Source organism: Paraglaciecola sp. QJM3NY_14 (assembly GCF_056173245.1).
On sequence record NZ_CM149664.1, the window covers coordinates 3,366,258 to 3,383,455 of the forward strand.

A 17,198-nucleotide genomic window follows, 5' to 3' on the forward strand; every position below is an offset into this window, starting at 1 on the left:
TGACAACCCGCCCATTATTCTGCCGCTATAGGCGATTTTGAGAGCGCTGCTACGCGCGGTGAACAGCACCCTGCAATATCAAGTGAAGAGAGTGCTACTTCTTTTTCGGTCTTGCTTTGGCACGACCTTGATTAACCTTGTGCTTTTGCACTGAACGGCGCATGCGACTCAAGCGAACGTGGTCTAGCTTGGTTTGCTTGTCTTCGATCAGCGATTCTTGCTCCAAATCCAATTGCACACTTTTACGCAACGTATTCAGGTCAGTCAGTGGCAACTCAATCCAACCGCCCTGAGGAAGCCGATTTTGTAGATTCAAGGTACCGTAACGTACGCGAATTAGGCGGCTAACTTGCAAGCCTTGAGACTCCCACAATCGGCGAACTTCACGGTTTTTCCCTTCAGATAAGCTCACGTTGTACCAACTATTCAAGCTTTCATCATCACCTGGGCGCTTGCGCACTTCGGTAAATTTAGAGACCCCATCTTCTAATTCAACACCTTTCTTAAGGCGTTTAATCATGTCGTCATCCACTTCACCAAATACACGCACCGCGTATTCACGCTCAATTTCATGCTTAGGGTGCATTAAACGGTTGGCTAGCTCGCCGTCATTAGTAAATAACAACAAACCACTGGTGTTGATGTCTAAGCGCCCTACCGCAATCCAGCGGCCATTTTGAATCTTAGGCAAACGGTCGAATACAGTTGGGCGACCTTGTGGATCTTTTCGGCTGCATAACTCACCTTCAGGTTTGTTGTACATCAATACTCGACATATCGTGCTTTTTGCCGCAGCGGTGATAAGGTTGCCATCAACGCGAAGCTGATCTAGAGGCTCAACGCGATCTCCCAAGGTGGCGACTTTTCCGTTAACCGAAATGCGCCCAGAGGCTATCCATTTTTCCATCTCACGACGGGAGCCCACACCAGCATTGGCTAGGACTTTTTGTAATTTTTCACTCATTAGTGTAACTGCTCTCTTTGATTAGGGTTGTCAGTATTATCAAGCTTAGACTCTTGTGCTTGGTCTGACGCTGCTTGTTTTGACGGTATTTGTTCTTCTGTCGTTGATTGCTCGCCTGATGAGTTATCACCTTTAGTGCTGTGCACAGGTGCTGTGCTGACTTGCTGATGGCTAGCGTCATCAGGCTCAGTAATAACTCGGCGTTCATCCTGGCTATTACTCGCATCGAAGGCATCTTGACTGGGTAAGTCTTTCAAGCTCTTTAACGAGAAATAGTTTAAAAATCCTTTTGTTGTTGCATACAAGGCTGGGCGTCCTGGCACTTCTTTGTGCCCTACCACTTTCACCCAATCCCTCTCTATTAAGGTTTTCATGATATGGCTACTTACCGCCACACCACGTACATCTTCTATTTCACCTCGCGTGATGGGTTGGCGATAGGCCACCATCGACAAGGTTTCCAGCAAAGCTCTTGAATATCGTGGCGCTTGCTCTTGCCACAGCTTGCTTAACCATGGTCCTAAGCTATCCATTGACTGAAAGCGATAGCCGCTGGCTACCTCAACCAGCTGTACACCGCGAGATTGATATTCTACCTGTAATTCTTCTATGGCTTCCTTGAGTGCTTTTTTAGTCACTTTAAGGCCACTTAACACCGTATCTTGCAAATGTTCTTGGCTAACCGGTGCATCTGATACAAACACCGCGGCCTCTATCAATTGCTTCAATTGTACCGAAGATATTTTTGCCACTTACTGAGGCTCTCCTGCGTGCAATTTCACATGAATATTGGCCATTGGCTCACTTTGTACCAGCTCCACTAACTGCTCTTTACACAACTCGAGTACCGCAAGGAACGTCACCACAACACCAGCGCGGCCTTCACTGGCCTGAAACAAACAATCAAAGCCGGTGAATTCATGACTGTTGAGCTTTTCTAAAATCAGTGCCATCCGCTCCCTTGTCGATAATGCCTCAGGGGCAATAGAGTGATGCTCGAAAGCACTGGCCCGCTGCAATACACTTTGAAAACTTGTCACCAAATCTTGCAGGTTTACTTTCGGCAGAATTTTAATCGGTGCAACAGATTCACTGGTTTGCGCTTGAGCGCTGAACACATCTCTCTCTAAACGAGGTAGTGCATCTAATTCTTGGGCCGCGCTTTTTATCAGCTCGTATTCTTGTAAGCGCCGAATCAGCTCAGCCCTTGGATCATCTTCGTCTTCTTCTGCGTCAGTTCGTTTAGGCAGCAGTAAACGAGATTTTATCTCGGCTAAAATCGCAGCCATTAACAGGTACTCAGCCGCTAACTCAAGCTTTAAGTCCTTCATCATGTCAACGTACAACATGTATTGCTTGGTTATTTCATAAACGGGCAAATTAACCAAATCGAACTTTTGCTTACGTATTAAGTACAGCAGCAAATCCAGTGGTCCTTCAAATGCATCTAAAATCAGCTCTAGTGCATCTGGCGGAATGTATAAGTCTTCAGGATGTTCAGTAAAGGCTTGTCCATTGATAAACGCCAAGGGCAAAGGCTGCTGTACGCCTTGACCTTGGTTTGTCGCTTCCTGCTGCTGTGCAGTTTGAAGCGTTTTATCAATATTCATCTATAGTAACAACGTGATTAGTTAAACGGGCTAACGTCACCGCTGCCCTCACGAATAATCGTAGGCTCGCCATCCGACAAGTCAATCACAGTGGTGGGCTGCTCTCCCAAGAAACCACCATGAATAATTAGGCCTACCTGCTTCTCAAGCTTGTCGCGAATTTCGTCAGGATCAGACTCAGCAACGATTGCATTCGGTAAAATAAGCGTAGTCGACATCAGCGGCTCACCCAGTTCTTCAAGCAAGGCTAAGGCGATAGCGTTGTCTGGCACTCGAATACCTATGGTACGGCGCTTAGGATTTTGCAAGCGCTTAGGCACTTCTTTGGTCGCCTTTAAAATAAAGGTATACGGCCCAGGCGTGTTGTTTTTGATCATACGAAATGCGGCGTTGTCGACCTGTGCGTATTCTGACAACTCAGACATATCTCGGCACATTAGCGTGAAATTATGATCTTTACCGATTTGGCGAATACGACAGATTTGCTCTAGGGCGCTTTTGTCATCCATATGACAGCCAATGGAGTAGCCAGAATCTGTTGGATACACCACCACTTGGCCATTATGAATTAACTCACACGCCTGTTTAATGAGTCGTGCTTGAGGGTTGTCAGGATGAATATAAAAAAATTGGCTCATAATCGTTACTTCCCAGTAAGTTACACGCGATGTTATGCGTTAGATGTTGTGTCAATTGACGAGTCTACAAATGACCAGTCATGCCAAATAGGGGTCAGGTGTTCTGGCACCCCCAAGTTTTTACCCAATTCAGTCCAGCGACTGACAAAATGAAAATCAGAACCCGCAGATGCTTGTAAATTATGCTCCATGGCTAATTCAACAATCAACTTACGTTTTTCAGGGTTAATGCGAGCATGGGTGGTTTCAATACCATCTCCCCCAGCTTGTTTAAATTCAGTGACTAATCGACGTAACCACTTAGTGGTCATGTCATAGTGCCCAGGGTGCGCTAATACCGCTTTGCCGCCTGCATCGTGGATCCACGCAATGGCTTCTTCAATTGAAATCCACTGGGGTTTAACATGGGCGCGTTTGCCCTTACCTAAGTATTTTTTAAAGGCGCTCTCAAAGTCTCGCACCGCTTTGCGTTCAACCAACACTCGGGCGAAGTGGGCACGGGTCAGCTGGCCTTCACCGGCTAATAATTTTGCATCATCGAGCACATTTTCAACCCCGGCTTTGGCCAGTTTGTCTGACATTTTTTGTGCTCGGGCATCTCGCTCGTTCTTTTGTTCCACCAAGCGCTGTCGAAACACTTCATCGTCTTTGTCTACATTTAAGCCCAAAATATGAATATCGAAATTGTGCCAAGAGGTCGAAAGCTCGATTCCGTTAACGATATGCATCTTACGTTTTTGCTTTGCCTGATGAGCCCTAGCTTCATCTAACGCTTGTACGGTATCGTGGTCGGTAATAGCCAGCACATCCACTTGCATATTGTTAGCGCGATCCACCAGTTCTACGGGTGAAAGTTGACCGTCTGAATAGTATGTATGGCAGTGCAAATCGATTTTCATGGAACAGTAAATATGACCTTTTAACGAGTACCCGAAGGATACGTTTACAAAATTGGGTGTTGACAGAGAAGCAAAATTGTTTTCTTCTATGCACCTGAAGTGTGTATTATACGCATTTAGTGATGAATAGCAGACAAAACCTTAAAAAAGGACAATGTTTGTTATTAACCGATATTTTTTCGCACGCCTAACAAAGATTTCCGCGTGCTCAAAAACGAGAATTTATACCCATGAATACAGTATTACGCGTTTCAACTAACTTAATTTGGTGGTGGCACATCCCTAACTAGCGGGCTGTGAGCGTATGTATTTGTGCGATTGAACAAGAAAAGCCCGTATAATACGGGCTTTTTTTATGCCCGATTGAAAATTACGACCCGATTAATGCCCAATAAAGTCAATGCCTAGAACAGGTTACAAACGAGGTTATCGAGAAAAATCATGAGCTTAGCGCAATTAACACAACAAGCAGGCAAAGTAGAAACATTGCTACTATCCGCTGATTACGTGGCCGATCCACTCCAAGCATATCAATATTTATGTCAAGGTCAGCCCCACAATTTGCTGCTTGAATCAGCAGAAATCGACAGCAAAGATAATTTGAAAAGTTTAATACTGGTAGATGCCGCCATAAAATTGCAATGCGATGGTCCTGTGGTGACCTGCCAAGCGCTGACTGATAACGGGGCCGCTGTTTTACCTTTGTTTATCGAATACTGCCCGCAAGGTGTTGAGCATGCCTTTGATGAAAATTCTCGCACTGTGACTTTGACGTTTGCCTTTAATGACGGCGAACTAGATGAAGACAGCCGTTTAAAGGCCCCAGCCGTATTTGATGCTTTGCGCTTATTGATTAATCGTGTGGTGGCTATTAGACCTCATCCTGAAGCGTTATTTTTAGGCGGTGCCTTTGCCTATGATTTACTCGCCACATTTGAGCAATTACCCGCGGTTAGTGAAAGTGAAAATACCTGCCCTGACTTTGTTTTCTATCTCGCTGAAACCTTACTTTTAATTGACCACCAAGCAAAGAAAACCGAATTAATTGGCAGCGTGTTTAGCGGCAAAAATGTCGGTAATAACTATTTCGCTATCAGTCAGCGCTTAGAGCAAATAAAGCATAAGCTGGGCAAAACGATGCACGTGCCTGAGCTCGAATCACCCAGTGTTGCGCCAGATGATTTAAAAATTAGCAAGTCAGATGAAGAATTTATTCAAGACGTAGAAAACCTCAAGCATCATATTTTAGCCGGTGATATTTTCCAAGTTGTACCATCACGTACGTTCAGCCTACCTTGCCCAGACCCACATAAAGCCTACAAAGCATTGAAGGTGCAAAACCCCAGTCCGTATATGTTTTTCATGCAAGACATCGATTTTTGTATGTTTGGTGCCTCTCCCGAGTCAGCACTAAAATATTTAAAGGACACTAACCAAGTAGAGATTTACCCCATTGCCGGCACGCGTCCTAGAGGTAAGCACGCTGATGGCTCAATCAACTTAGATCTAGACAGCCGTATTGAACTTAATTTACGCGAAGACGAGAAAGAAAAATCTGAGCATTTAATGTTGGTTGATTTAGCCCGTAACGACGTAGCAAAAGTGTCAAAGCCCGGCACAAGACACTTAAAAGACTTACTGAAAGTCGACCGCTATTCACACGTCATGCACTTAGTCTCTAAAGTGGTTGGACAGTTGCGCGATGATTTAGATGCACTGCACGCGTACCAAGCTTGTATGAACATGGGCACCCTAGTCGGCGCACCGAAAGTCAGTGCTGCTAGCCTTATTCGTGAAGTAGAACAGCAACGCCGAGGCAGTTACGGCGGGGCAGTCGGTTATGTTAACGGCCACGGCGACATGGACACCTGTATTGTCATCCGCTCAGCCTTTATTAAAAACAATACAGCGCACATCCAAGCTGGCGCTGGCGTAGTATTCGATTCAGACCCGCAATCAGAAGCAGATGAGACACGAGGTAAAGCGCAAGCGGTTATTCGCGCAATTCTCACCTCTCATGAATCGCCAAGCGCTGTGTCAGCTAATCAAACGCAAACATCGAAGGAGACAAAATAATGAGCTTAGTGACTCCCTCTTCTGTGGATAAGGCTGCTTCAGTGGGCACTGATTCAGTGATTGCTGATTTAGTCAAAAGCACTCATGTTTTCTTGGTCGATAACTTTGATTCATTTACCTATAACTTGGTGGATGAACTGCGCACCATGGGCATGGGGCTCACCGTGTATCGAAACTCGGTGTCTCCACACGCTATCTTTGAAAAAATGCAAGCACAAGCCCAGCATAGCCAAGTGATACTATTGTTATCACCCGGCCCGGGCGCCCCCGCTGACGCGGGCTGCATGCCTCAGCTAATCAATCTCGTAAAAGGCGTTTTTCCGGTACTGGGGATTTGCTTAGGTCACCAAGCGATTGTGGAGTCATACGGCGGTGACATTATTCGCGCCGATGTGGTTATGCACGGTAAATCGTCGTTAATTACGCATCAGGGCGACAAAATGTTCGCTGACTTGCCACAGCCGCTACCTGTTGCACGCTACCATTCGCTAATGGCCAGCAACATGCCTGCTGAACTGACTGTTTTAGCCCAATTTGACGCTGTGCCTATGGCAGTTTGCCACGAGCAAGATAGAATGCTGGGCTTTCAATTTCATCCCGAATCCATTTTAACCGCTTTTGGTAGCCAGTTATTAATGCAAAGCATTGATTACCTCACCCAAGAACAAGCGAACGATTAGAGGACAACCATGCTATTTCCATTACTTGAAACGCTTTATCAAGGTAAAGCCCTGAGCCAGAACGAAACCACTGATGTATTCAGTCAAATAGTGACCGGCCAGGTAGACAATATTGTCCTCTCTTCGTTGTTAACGGCATTAAAAATAAAGGGCGAGACCCCAGAAGAGATTGCTGGTGCAGCGACGGCTATGATCCAGAACGCTAGCCCAGTTAAGCGCCCAGAATATGATTTTGCCGATATCGTCGGCACCGGCGGAGACGGTCACAACACGATTAACATTTCATCCGCGGCGGCCATCGTGGCTGCCAGTTGTGGTGTAAAAGTGGCCAAACACGGTAATCGCAGTGTGTCGAGCAAGTCAGGCTCGGCAGATCTGTTCAATGCGTTTGGAATGAAGCTCGATATGTCGCCAGCCGCCGCGCGGGAGTGTTTAGATAAGTCCAATCTATGCTTTTTGTTTGCCCCTGTTTATCACGCAGGTATCAAACACGCTATGCCGGTTCGCACCACCTTAAAAACCCGCACCATTTTTAACTTGTTAGGGCCTTTAGTTAACCCCATGCAACCCAGTCATATGATGATTGGTGTGTATGCACCTGAACTAGTTATGCCTTTTGCACGTACTTTGCAGCTACTGGGTTACAAAAAGGCATTGGTGGTTCACGGCAGTGGGTTAGACGAACTCGCTGTGCATGGCCCTTCTATGGTAGTCGAGATTGATGGGGACGCCTTAAACGAATATACCCTGTCACCCAGTGATTTTGGCCTTGAAGAATATCCATTAGCCGCCATTGAAGGGGGTGTGCCTGATGAAAATAAACAGCTGATCCAAGATGTGCTCGCCGGTGAAGGCCAAGCTGCCCATGAAGCGGCGGTGGCGATGAATGCGGGCGCTCTGATTAAATTATGTGGCCGCGCTGAAACTTACCAACAAGGGGCAAAAATGGCGATTGATGCCATGCAAGCCAAGCGCCCTTTACAGGTAATTGAAGCCTCTTCTGCGGTTAGCCGCAGCCACGACATTATTTAAAGGAAGTTAAATGGCCAATGTATTAGAAAAAATTGTTGCCGATAAACGCCAAGAAATTGCCCAGCGCAAAGTCGATTTACCTTTGGCGAGCTTTATTGATGGTTTACAGCCATCACAGCGCAGCTTTTTCGACGCGCTCAACCAACCCAATGCAGGGTACATTTTAGAATGTAAAAAAGCGTCTCCATCTAAAGGTTTGATAAGAGAACACTTCAATTTAGATGAGATCATTGAGGCTTACTTACCCTACGCGGCCTGCATTTCAGTACTGACCGATGAGAAGTACTTTCAAGGTAAGTTCGAGTATTTAGAGTACGTTCGCGAGCGTGTAACCCAGCCGGTGATCAATAAAGACTTTTTCGTTGAGCCGTACCAAGTTTACTTGGCCCGCTATCACAACGCCGATGCTATTTTATTGATGTTGTCAGTACTGACTGACGATGAATATCTTGAATTAGCCAATATCGCCCACAGCCTTGGGCTTGATGTACTTACCGAAGTGAGCAACGAAGAAGAAGCTCATCGCGCTGTCGCCCTCAAAGCCAATATTATCGGCATCAACAACCGAGATTTGCGTGACTTGAGCACAGATTTAGCCACCACTGAGAAATTAGTACCGCTTATAAACCAAGCCACTCACGAACATGTGATTATTTCTGAGTCGGGTATTTATACCCATCAAGACGTACGCCGTTTATCACCTATTGTTGATGGTTTCTTAGTCGGCAGTGCTTTAATGGCTGAAGATGACGTCGCCCAAGCAGTAAAACGTTTGGTCTATGGCACAATCAAAGTATGTGGTATGACCCGTGCAAAAGACGCCACTGATGTAGCAAAAATGGGCGCCAGTTATGCTGGGCTTATCTTTGCACAGAAATCAAAGCGTTACTTATCACTTGATGATGCCAAAGACATAGTGGCTGCGGTTCCGTTTAACTACGTCGGCGTGTTCGTTGATGCCAACGTTGCACTGGTCGTTGAGTACGCCAGCACCCTTGGTTTAGCTGCGGTGCAACTACATGGCAGTGAGACATCGTCCTACGTTAATGAACTGCGCAGTGCGCTTAATAATGCGAATTTGACTGACTGCCAAATCTGGTTAGCAAAGGGGATCACTGATACCCTACCCGCCCTTGATGAACAGAACGTTGATCGTTTTGTATTAGATTGCAAAGTTGGCGAACAAAGCGGAGGCACAGGTCAAGCGTTTGACTGGCAATTGTTCGCGCAGGCTGCCCTTAGTGCCCAAACCCGCAGCAAAGTCATTTTAGCCGGTGGTATCAACCCAGACAACGTACAACAAGCTGCAGCACTTGGCCTCGGTGGAATCGATTTAAACTCTGGCGTTGAAGACGCCCCAGGCAAAAAGTCCGAGAAAAAGCTGCAGAGCGTGTTCGAAAAATTACGCGCGTATTAGCTCCAAGCGAATCGAACAGCCCACATTTTAACGATTTAAAGACGAGAAATTATTATGAATCATTTAGAGAGCAAATTCGGACAGTTCGGTGGTATGTATGTACCAGAACTGCTTATTCCCGCGCTTGATCAATTAGAGCAAGCATTTATTGACGCGCAAAACGATCCCGATTTCCAAAAAGAGTTTATGGAATTGCTTACCGACTACGCAGGTCGCCCCACGGCAATGACCTTGTCACGTAACTTGGTTTCCAACCCAAATGTGAAACTGTATTTAAAGCGTGAAGATTTACTTCATGGCGGCGCTCATAAAACCAATCAGGTACTAGGTCAAGCACTACTGACCAAGCGTATGGGTAAAACCGAAGTCATCGCTGAAACCGGCGCTGGGCAACACGGCGTTGCAACAGCATTAGCCTGCGCACTGTTAGGCTTAAAAGCACGCATTTACATGGGAGCCAAAGACGTTGAGCGTCAAGCGCCGAACGTGTTCAGAATGCGTTTAATGGGCGCAGAAGTCATCCCCGTAAACGCAGGCTCAGGCACCCTAAAAGATGCCGTGAATGAAGCCATGCGTGACTGGTCTGCCACGTATGATAAAGCTCACTATCTACTTGGCACCGCGGCTGGTCCTCACCCGTTCCCGACTATTGTGCGTGAATTCCACCGTATGATTGGCGAAGAAACACGCGCGCAAATCATGGCCAAAGAAGGTCGCTTACCTGATGCGGTTGTCGCCTGTGTTGGTGGTGGTTCAAACGCTATTGGTATGTTCGCTGACTTTATTGACGAGCCAAGCGTGCAGTTAATCGGTGTTGAGCCAGCCGGTAAAGGCTTGCACACGGCTGAACACGGCGCTGCTATCGGTAAAGGCACCACAGGCATTTTGCACGGTGCATATAGCTACATCATGCAAGATGAAGACGGCCAAATTGAAGAATCATATTCGGTATCTGCAGGGCTTGATTACCCAGCCGTTGGTCCCCAGCACGCTCATTTACACGATATTGGCCGCGCCACCTATGCCGCTGTCACCGATGACGAAGCGCTTTATGCATTTCAATTATTATCCCGCAAGGAAGGTATCATTCCGGCCCTTGAATCATCACACGCCTTGGCGCATGCCTTAAACATGGCAGATGAAGCTGAAGATGGCACTATCATAGTGGTTAATTTGTCCGGTCGTGGCGACAAAGATTTAGCCCACGTACACAGTATTTTGGGAGGCCAAACCAATGAGTAATCAAAATGAACATAACGACATCCATAGCTGCGACCGTTACGGCAGTATGTTCACCCGTTTAGATGCAGCGAATGAAGGCGCATTTGTCCCTTTCGTGATGCTAGGAGACCCTGACATCGCCACGTCCCTAGAGATTTTAAAAGCCTTGGCTGAAGGCGGCGCAGATGCTCTTGAGTTAGGTATTCCTTACTCTGATCCTATTGCCGATGGCCCTACGATTCAGCAAGCGAGTATTCGTGCCCTGAGTCATAAAATTCACCCCAGTGATTGTTTTGAGGTGATCCGTCAATTCCGTGAAATCTACCCTGATACACCTATTGGCTTGTTGCTGTACAGCAACTTAGTGATTAAGCCCGGTCTTGAAAAATTCTATAACGATGCAGCTAATGCAGGTGTTGACTCGATTCTGATTGCTGATGTGCCACTTCGTGAAGCAGACCGCTTTGTTGCTATTGCCAACGAAACAGGTATTAAGCAAATCCTGATTGCTCCGCCTAACGCCAGTAATGAGACCTTGGCTGAGATCGGTCAAAAATCACAAGGTTACACTTACTTACTTGGCCGCGCTGGCGTAACCGGCGCTGAAACAGCTGCCACCATTCCTGCCAGTGAGTTGATTGCCAAGTTGACTCAGTACAAGGTGGCTCCGCCACTATTAGGCTTTGGTATCTCTAAACCTGAGCAAGTCAAAGAAGCGATTAGCGCAGGTGCAGCCGGCGCTATTTCAGGCTCGGCAACAGTGAATATCATTGAAAAAAACCTGTCTCAGCCTGAAGTGATGCTTAGCAAGCTTCGTGAGTTTGTTAGCGCTATGAAACAAGCAACTAAAAAATAAGGAAAGCCCATGTGGTATGTAGTGTATTCACAAGACGTAGAAAACAGTTTGCCACTTCGCAAGCAAGCACGTGCTGCGCACTTAGCCCGTTTACAACAGCTAAGTGATGAAGGGCGTCTGTTGGTCGCAGGGCCATGCCCAGCCATTGACAGCAAAGACCCAGGTGAAGCCGGTTTTACTGGCTCTCTGGTTATTGCTGACTTTCCCAGCTTAGAGGACGCCCAATCTTGGGCTGATGTTGACCCATATATAGATGCAGGCGTGTACAAAAACGTCACGGTAAAACCCTACATTAAGGTGCTGCCGTAACGCATTTAGGCTACAACACTGTGTGCGAGGCAATGCGTATATCCCTTCGAATCTGCCTCGCATTCTTTAGCGCGTTAGCCAAGCTACCACCTAAAAAGCCGCTGCCGTAAAAGGACAACAAAATGATTTTTATCAAAAGCTATATTTCGCTACAAGATCACGAAGTTGAACTAACTGCTATTCGTGCCCAAGGTGCTGGCGGGCAGAATGTTAATAAGGTATCAAGCGCCATTCATTTACGTTTTGATATTAAAGCGTCATCTTTACCTGCGTTTTATAAAGAGCAGTTGTTAAACAGTAACGATAAGCGCATAACCCAAGACGGCATATTGGTCTTAAAAGCCCAAGCCCATCGTACCCAAGAAATGAATCGCCAAGACGCATTAGAACGTTTGGCCGCCATTGTGCGAGAAGCTGCCGTCGTACAAAAACCCCGTAAAGCCACAAAACCCACCAAAGGCTCACAAGTGCGCCGAGTAGAGACCAAAAAGAAATCAGGGCAAAAGAAGCAGCTTAGGAAAAAAGTCGATTTTTAATCGCTTCTCTGTGACTTTTCACTATCGCCCTTAATTTGTAAGTACATTTTTCGCCGCCCTCTTCGCTACTAACTGTGGCTCAAGCACAATTGATTCAGGCAAAATTCAGCTAACACACCGTATGCTTACCCTCGAAGCAAACTTCGTCACTGGCGCACTAAACCTTTAGGGGAATTTATACTTGCTTAGGATGTTGATTTAAGTAGAAGTATTTCCACCAAGGTATTGATTGCGCTAAACTATCTGTAACCGTTTGTGAATGGGGTCAATCGTTGAAACATATCGCTAAAAATACACTCTTTATTTTATTTATCAGTTTGTCATTGGGGTTACTAGGTCATGCTTATGCCCAAGACGATAACGCTAAAATAGATAAGAACCAAGCTGCTCAAAAAGCCCAGCAGCAGGTACAGGGTCGTGTATTGAAAGTTGACCAAAGTAAAAATAAATACCGCGTAAAAGTACTGCAAAAATCAGGGCGTGTGGTCAACGTTGATGTTGATAAACGCTCAGGTCGAGTTGTAAAAAGTGGTAAGAAGGACGACTAATGCGCATTTTAATTGTCGAGGACGACAGCCGTTTATTAACTCAGTTAGACACACTTTTACAAACCCATGGCTACAGTGTCGATTTAGCCGACGATGGCGCTAAGGCACTGTTTTTATTAAGTGAGCACCCATACGACCTAGCGATTATCGATATCGGTTTGCCCGTAATGGATGGTTTCGAAGTCATTCAAAAAGCCCGTAAAAATAACGTTTCTTGCCCTATCCTTATTTTAACCGCGCGTGATCGTTGGCAAGAAAAAGTCGAAGGTCTAGATGCAGGCGCAGATGACTATCTGACTAAGCCTTTTCAAAACGAAGAATTACTCGCTCGCGTTAAAGCGCTTATTAGGCGCTCCGCTGGCCAAGCTAATCCTACCATTGAACTTGGCCCTATCAGCCTAAACACTTTAAGTGAACAGGTGAGCGTCAGCGGTACAGATATCGAACTGACTGCTTACGAATATAAGGTGTTTGAATACCTGCTGTTAAACCCCAAAAAGGTGGTGTCAAAAACAGAGCTTACCGAGCACATATACGATCAAGACTTTGATTTGGACAGCAACGTCATTGAAGTATTCGTTGGCCGGTTACGTAAAAAACTCGACCCACAAGGAAGCATCAACCCGATTGAAACTATGCGCGGGCGTGGTTATCGCATCAGTCGAGAATTCCAAGTCTAACAGGTGCGCAATTTATCGTTACGCCTACGCAGTTTTGCCGCTGCCCTTTTGGTATTGGTCGTATTCATTCCGCTGGCCGCGTTTACCCTTGAGAGTGCGTTTACCAGTAGTTTAAGTGAATCAATGCAGCAGCAATTACGGGTGCAAAGCTTGACGCTGATTTCTGAATTTGAAATGTCGGGTACCCAACCCGTTATGCCTGAGCACCTCTTTAACGATCAGCTCAACATCCCAGATTCTGGCTTGTACGCGTTTATTAAAATTGACGATCGTATGGTGTGGCGTTCGTTATCAACCCTAAATTGGCAAGTGATGCCCGAATTCTATGCGCCGGAAGTGGGTAAAGAACGTTTCGATGAAGAATATGCCTTACTCGAACCTTACTTTTTGTTTGCTTACACAGCAGAATTCGATGCTGGCGGGCACTTCGTTCCTGTAAGTTTTTATATTCTGCAAGATAAGAACGCATATAACGTTCAGGAACAGGCCTTTATCACCACGCTGTGGCGCTGGCTAAGCTTGATCGCATTAGTCTTGCTTGGGTTATTGATTCTCAGTCTAAATGCGGCGCTATGGCCTATTAACCGCTTGATCAAACAAATCAAACAGGCGGAAGCCGGTCACATTCAACACATCAGCCAAACCTATCCCCCTGAGCTTGAGAAACTAAAAAGCAGTATTAACCACCTGCTCGCCACCGAGCAACAACAACGCAGCCGCTACAAAAACAGCTTAAGTGACTTGGCCCACGGCTTGAAAACCCCTTTAGCTGTGCTATCTGGCAATACAGCATTGCCGGATGATGCCAGAGAGCCCATCAATCAGATTGACTTGCAAATTCAGCGCCAATTAAAACGTGCTGTTGCGGGCAGCAGCGCTGCATGGGAGCAAGCCGTAGACATATCGCCCGTATTGAACAAAATAATCAATGCCATGAACAAAGTGCATGCTCAAAAGCAGCTGTCTATTGAACACGTAGAAAGTGACACAAAAGGTCAATTTTTCGGTGATAGCACGGATTTAATGGAGTTATTGGGCAACCTATTGGATAACGCCTGTAAAGCTGCAAAGCACAAGGTTCGAGTTCAGATTTCAACGCACGAAAAGTTTGTACAGATTGATGTGGAAGATGACGGACCTGGTATTCCGAAAGAGAAACGTCAGTTATTACTGACCAGAGGTACTCGTCTTGACAGCTACAAAGAAGGCCAAGGGATCGGCATGGCCGTAGTAGCTGATTTGGTTGACGCCTATCAGGGCACCTTGCTCATCGAAGACAGTGAATTGGGTGGAGCACGCATTTGTGTGCGTTTTACAATGATCAATGCGCCGTCAAAATAAATCTATCATATACATTTTTGGCGGATGAAAACTGAATCAAAGACTTATTCACGCTAGGTGAATTATTCAGGCTCTTCACCAGAATAATTTACGCGACGATCAGGCATTTCTTTAATGTACAAATCGTGCTTAGAGTACGGTATTTCAATCTGCCGTTGCTTGAACTGCTTAAAGATTTCACTGTTGAGTATGTCAATCACTCTGCCACGCAATGCGGGTTTAGTGATCCACACCAACAACTCGAACTCCAGCGCGGATGCCCCGTAGCGGCGAAAACGTACTCTGGGCTCTGGGTCGTCACACACGTATGCTTTTTCAGCGAACGCTATCTGCATCAGCACCTCTCGCACTTCGTCAATATCAGCATTGTAAGATACGCCAATGGGCACACGGCAGCGAGATTTCTCATGGGGTCCACCTGACTCATTAATAATTTTAGAATTGCCCATCACTGAATTTGGAATGGTCACTTCCACATCTTCACGGGTTAGCATACGCGTGCTACGCATACCGATATGGGTAACCTCCCCCCGTTCGCCAGAATCAAGCACAATATAATCGCCAATTTTATAGGGTGCGTCTGCCATGATAAATACCCCAGAAAACAAGTTGGCCAAGGTGTCTTTGGCAGCAAAGCCCACAGCGATACCGACAATTCCCGCTGATGCCAACCAAGCGGTCATGTCTACGCCCCAGACCGAGAACACAAAATACACCGCCAGCACCAAAATAATAATGTTCACCAAGTTCAAAAACAGTGGCAGCGTCTTGTTATTCACTGCATGAAAGCGGTTAGGGTTAAGCGCTATTTGGCGCAACAGAACATGGTTTGCGCGTAAAAAGAACGCGGTCCAAATAAGGATCGAAATCGACTGTAGCGAGGAAAATATAATATGCGCATACAAGTCAGACGGCGCGAGAATTGACGCCGCACTGGAAAACCCCATCAACAGCAAACTGTAATAGATAGGGGTGTGCAGCAAATGCAAAAAACTGCCATCTAAATCGGCATTAACTCGCGAAATCAAGGCTTTTAGCGCCACAATCAATACATACTTAAAAATCGAGGCAACCACAAACGAAAGAACAATAACCAGCGCCGCTTGGGTATAACGATTATCGCCAAAGAAGGTTAAAAAGGGGGTAATGGTTTGATGTAACTGCTCAAACATGTATTTATTCCAATGGTATCTATGGCAAAAGTATAACCGAATCCGCTATTTAACACAGTCTATACGCTACTAGGCATTATGCTGGCAGTCACTTAGGATTAGACAAATTCATGAGTATCGGTAAAAAGAGTGACTGCATGTCGCATCGTAGATGATGAAGCTTTCTTGCCATTTAAATTGGAAGCTTGCCCCGGTGCGACCGGGGAATCGCGTCAGAGGAAGCTGCCAAATACACACATCACTAATTGAGATTAATACTGAGACGCTACCCATGTCGGTTAAACTGAGCAGTCATGATGCTGCGCCTAGCTATTTATCTATGTGCTGATGACGACTCTGAGACTGCAAAGCCACATGCATGATCCCTTGTCTCATCAATCGTTTTCTATTTTTACCAGCAGCTCGTCTATGGCCATACGGCGATATTTATCGGCGATGGGTCTGTCGAGTCTCACCGGTGCTTGTTTTGCGCGCAGCAAATACCCTTTCGCGTCTTCGCTATCACCGTCATTAAACAAGAACTCGCCGTAAAAGAAATTACTGTCGATACTGGCGGGGTGACGCTCAATGGCTTTTATCAACAGTTTCTTGGCTTGTTTATCGCTGCCGAAGCTTAAGGGCCATCCCGGCACTTTATGATAAAGCGTACCTAGGGAGAATGTCGCGACCCCATCTAGCGCGTCGTTATCCAGTTCAAGAGATTTTTCAAAAGAGAGCTTAGCTTTTTTTGCCAACCCAAGAGCATCAGTCCCACCAATTGCCGCCGCTGCAGTGGATTGGCAAATACCTAACCAAGCCCAATACCCGGCATTTTCAGGCTGGTCCTGAACCAGTTCATTTGCTTGGGTGACTAACACCTTGAATGCGTCAATTTGCTCGTCGCCGCTGAAGGTGTAATTCACCTTTGCCCAGCGCTGTTGCAGGGCGTGCAGTTCAGGTGTAACACCTGCATCCAACACAAAAGAAGCGGCTTGATGAGCACTGCCACCGTCTAGGCTGGCTACTTCGTCACCGATTGGCTCGGCGCAGGCAAGGGTAGATGATGCTGCGCAGGCTAATAATGAAAGTCCGAGTAAGATCGCTTGTGTGCGACCTCGCGCTGGTAACGCGTTGCCAATTACGCTGTTGTTGATTGTTTTGACCACTGTTTTTTTTGCCTTTTTATTATGGTTTACCGTGTTTATCTCGCAATTCGAAGCTCTGTCTATCAGCGCGACTG

18 protein-coding genes are annotated in these 17,198 nt (G+C 46.3%); 11 read left to right on the forward strand and 7 right to left on the reverse strand.

Annotated features, from left to right (window positions below):
- Positions 1-94 precede the first annotated feature (94 nt).
- The 5 genes from rluB to AC0VYA_RS14305 are packed head-to-tail and all read right to left on the reverse strand — an operon-like array spanning position 95 to position 4,111.
- Positions 95-964 carry a 23S rRNA pseudouridine(2605) synthase RluB gene (rluB, locus tag AC0VYA_RS14285; protein WP_006992007.1) on the reverse strand — a complete coding sequence of 290 codons (870 nt, stop codon included), beginning with the start codon at positions 962-964 and terminating at the stop codon, positions 95-97.
- On the reverse strand, positions 964-1,716 hold the full coding sequence (gene scpB, locus AC0VYA_RS14290) for an SMC-Scp complex subunit ScpB (RefSeq protein ID WP_475488727.1): 753 nt from the start codon (positions 1,714-1,716) through the stop codon (positions 964-966). Before scpB ends, rluB begins: the two co-directional genes overlap by 1 nt.
- On the reverse strand, positions 1,717-2,574 hold the full coding sequence (locus AC0VYA_RS14295) for a segregation and condensation protein A (protein ID WP_475488728.1): 858 nt from the start codon (positions 2,572-2,574) through the stop codon (positions 1,717-1,719).
- A gap of 17 nt (positions 2,575-2,591) precedes the next feature.
- On the reverse strand, positions 2,592-3,212 hold the full coding sequence (locus AC0VYA_RS14300; protein WP_011575594.1) for an L-threonylcarbamoyladenylate synthase: 621 nt from the start codon (positions 3,210-3,212) through the stop codon (positions 2,592-2,594).
- A gap of 32 nt (positions 3,213-3,244) precedes the next feature.
- Complete coding sequence (locus AC0VYA_RS14305; RefSeq protein WP_475488729.1) at positions 3,245-4,111, reverse strand: PHP domain-containing protein; 867 nt, start codon at positions 4,109-4,111, stop codon at positions 3,245-3,247.
- Between the two features lie 441 nt (positions 4,112-4,552).
- Here AC0VYA_RS14305 and AC0VYA_RS14310 point away from each other — a divergent pair, with 441 nt between their 5' ends.
- The 11 genes from AC0VYA_RS14310 to AC0VYA_RS14360 all read left to right on the forward strand — a co-directional run bounded on the left by AC0VYA_RS14310 (position 4,553) and on the right by AC0VYA_RS14360 (position 14,807).
- A complete protein-coding gene (locus AC0VYA_RS14310; protein ID WP_475488730.1) occupies positions 4,553-6,187 on the forward strand; it encodes an anthranilate synthase component 1 in 1,635 nt (544 codons plus the stop codon).
- The gene (locus AC0VYA_RS14315; protein WP_475488731.1) at positions 6,187-6,867 is read left to right on the forward strand and encodes an aminodeoxychorismate/anthranilate synthase component II; all 681 of its coding nucleotides are present in this window, start codon (positions 6,187-6,189) and stop codon (positions 6,865-6,867) included. Before AC0VYA_RS14310 ends, AC0VYA_RS14315 begins: the two co-directional genes overlap by 1 nt.
- A 9-nt stretch (positions 6,868-6,876) precedes the next feature.
- A complete protein-coding gene (gene trpD, locus AC0VYA_RS14320) occupies positions 6,877-7,899 on the forward strand; it encodes an anthranilate phosphoribosyltransferase (protein WP_475488732.1) in 1,023 nt (340 codons plus the stop codon).
- Between the two features lie 10 nt (positions 7,900-7,909).
- The gene (gene trpCF, locus AC0VYA_RS14325; protein WP_475488733.1) at positions 7,910-9,316 is read left to right on the forward strand and encodes a bifunctional indole-3-glycerol-phosphate synthase TrpC/phosphoribosylanthranilate isomerase TrpF; all 1,407 of its coding nucleotides are present in this window, start codon (positions 7,910-7,912) and stop codon (positions 9,314-9,316) included.
- Between the two features lie 54 nt (positions 9,317-9,370).
- On the forward strand, positions 9,371-10,558 hold the full coding sequence (gene trpB / locus AC0VYA_RS14330) for a tryptophan synthase subunit beta (RefSeq protein WP_475488734.1): 1,188 nt from the start codon (positions 9,371-9,373) through the stop codon (positions 10,556-10,558).
- Positions 10,551-11,393: a tryptophan synthase subunit alpha gene (trpA, locus tag AC0VYA_RS14335; RefSeq protein WP_475488735.1), complete on the forward strand. Its 843-nt coding sequence runs from the start codon at positions 10,551-10,553 to the stop codon at positions 11,391-11,393. Before trpB ends, trpA begins: the two co-directional genes overlap by 8 nt.
- 9 nt (positions 11,394-11,402) lie before the next feature.
- Positions 11,403-11,702 carry a YciI family protein gene (locus tag AC0VYA_RS14340; RefSeq protein WP_475488736.1) on the forward strand — a complete coding sequence of 100 codons (300 nt, stop codon included), beginning with the start codon at positions 11,403-11,405 and terminating at the stop codon, positions 11,700-11,702.
- A 122-nt stretch (positions 11,703-11,824) separates the two neighbouring features.
- Positions 11,825-12,238: an alternative ribosome rescue aminoacyl-tRNA hydrolase ArfB gene (arfB, locus tag AC0VYA_RS14345; RefSeq protein WP_473474903.1), complete on the forward strand. Its 414-nt coding sequence runs from the start codon at positions 11,825-11,827 to the stop codon at positions 12,236-12,238.
- Between the two features lie 272 nt (positions 12,239-12,510).
- Positions 12,511-12,786 (forward strand): PepSY domain-containing protein, encoded by a 276-nt coding sequence (locus AC0VYA_RS14350; protein ID WP_475488737.1) that lies wholly within the window; start codon positions 12,511-12,513, stop codon positions 12,784-12,786.
- Positions 12,786-13,466 carry a response regulator transcription factor gene (locus tag AC0VYA_RS14355; protein WP_011575607.1) on the forward strand — a complete coding sequence of 227 codons (681 nt, stop codon included), beginning with the start codon at positions 12,786-12,788 and terminating at the stop codon, positions 13,464-13,466. The genes AC0VYA_RS14350 and AC0VYA_RS14355 overlap by 1 nt, the downstream gene beginning before the upstream one ends.
- Positions 13,467-13,469: 3 nt before the next feature.
- On the forward strand, positions 13,470-14,807 hold the full coding sequence (locus tag AC0VYA_RS14360) for an ATP-binding protein (RefSeq protein WP_475488738.1): 1,338 nt from the start codon (positions 13,470-13,472) through the stop codon (positions 14,805-14,807).
- A 62-nt stretch (positions 14,808-14,869) separates the two neighbouring features.
- Here the strand turns inward: AC0VYA_RS14360 and AC0VYA_RS14365 are convergent, their stop codons facing one another.
- Positions 14,870-15,979, reverse strand: a complete 1,110-nt coding sequence (locus tag AC0VYA_RS14365) for a mechanosensitive ion channel family protein (RefSeq protein WP_475488739.1) — start codon at positions 15,977-15,979, stop codon at positions 14,870-14,872.
- A gap of 374 nt (positions 15,980-16,353) precedes the next feature.
- Positions 16,354-17,124, reverse strand: coding sequence for a tetratricopeptide repeat protein (locus AC0VYA_RS14370; RefSeq protein ID WP_475488740.1), 771 nt, complete (start codon positions 17,122-17,124; stop codon positions 16,354-16,356).
- Between the last annotated feature and the right edge of the window lie 74 nt (positions 17,125-17,198).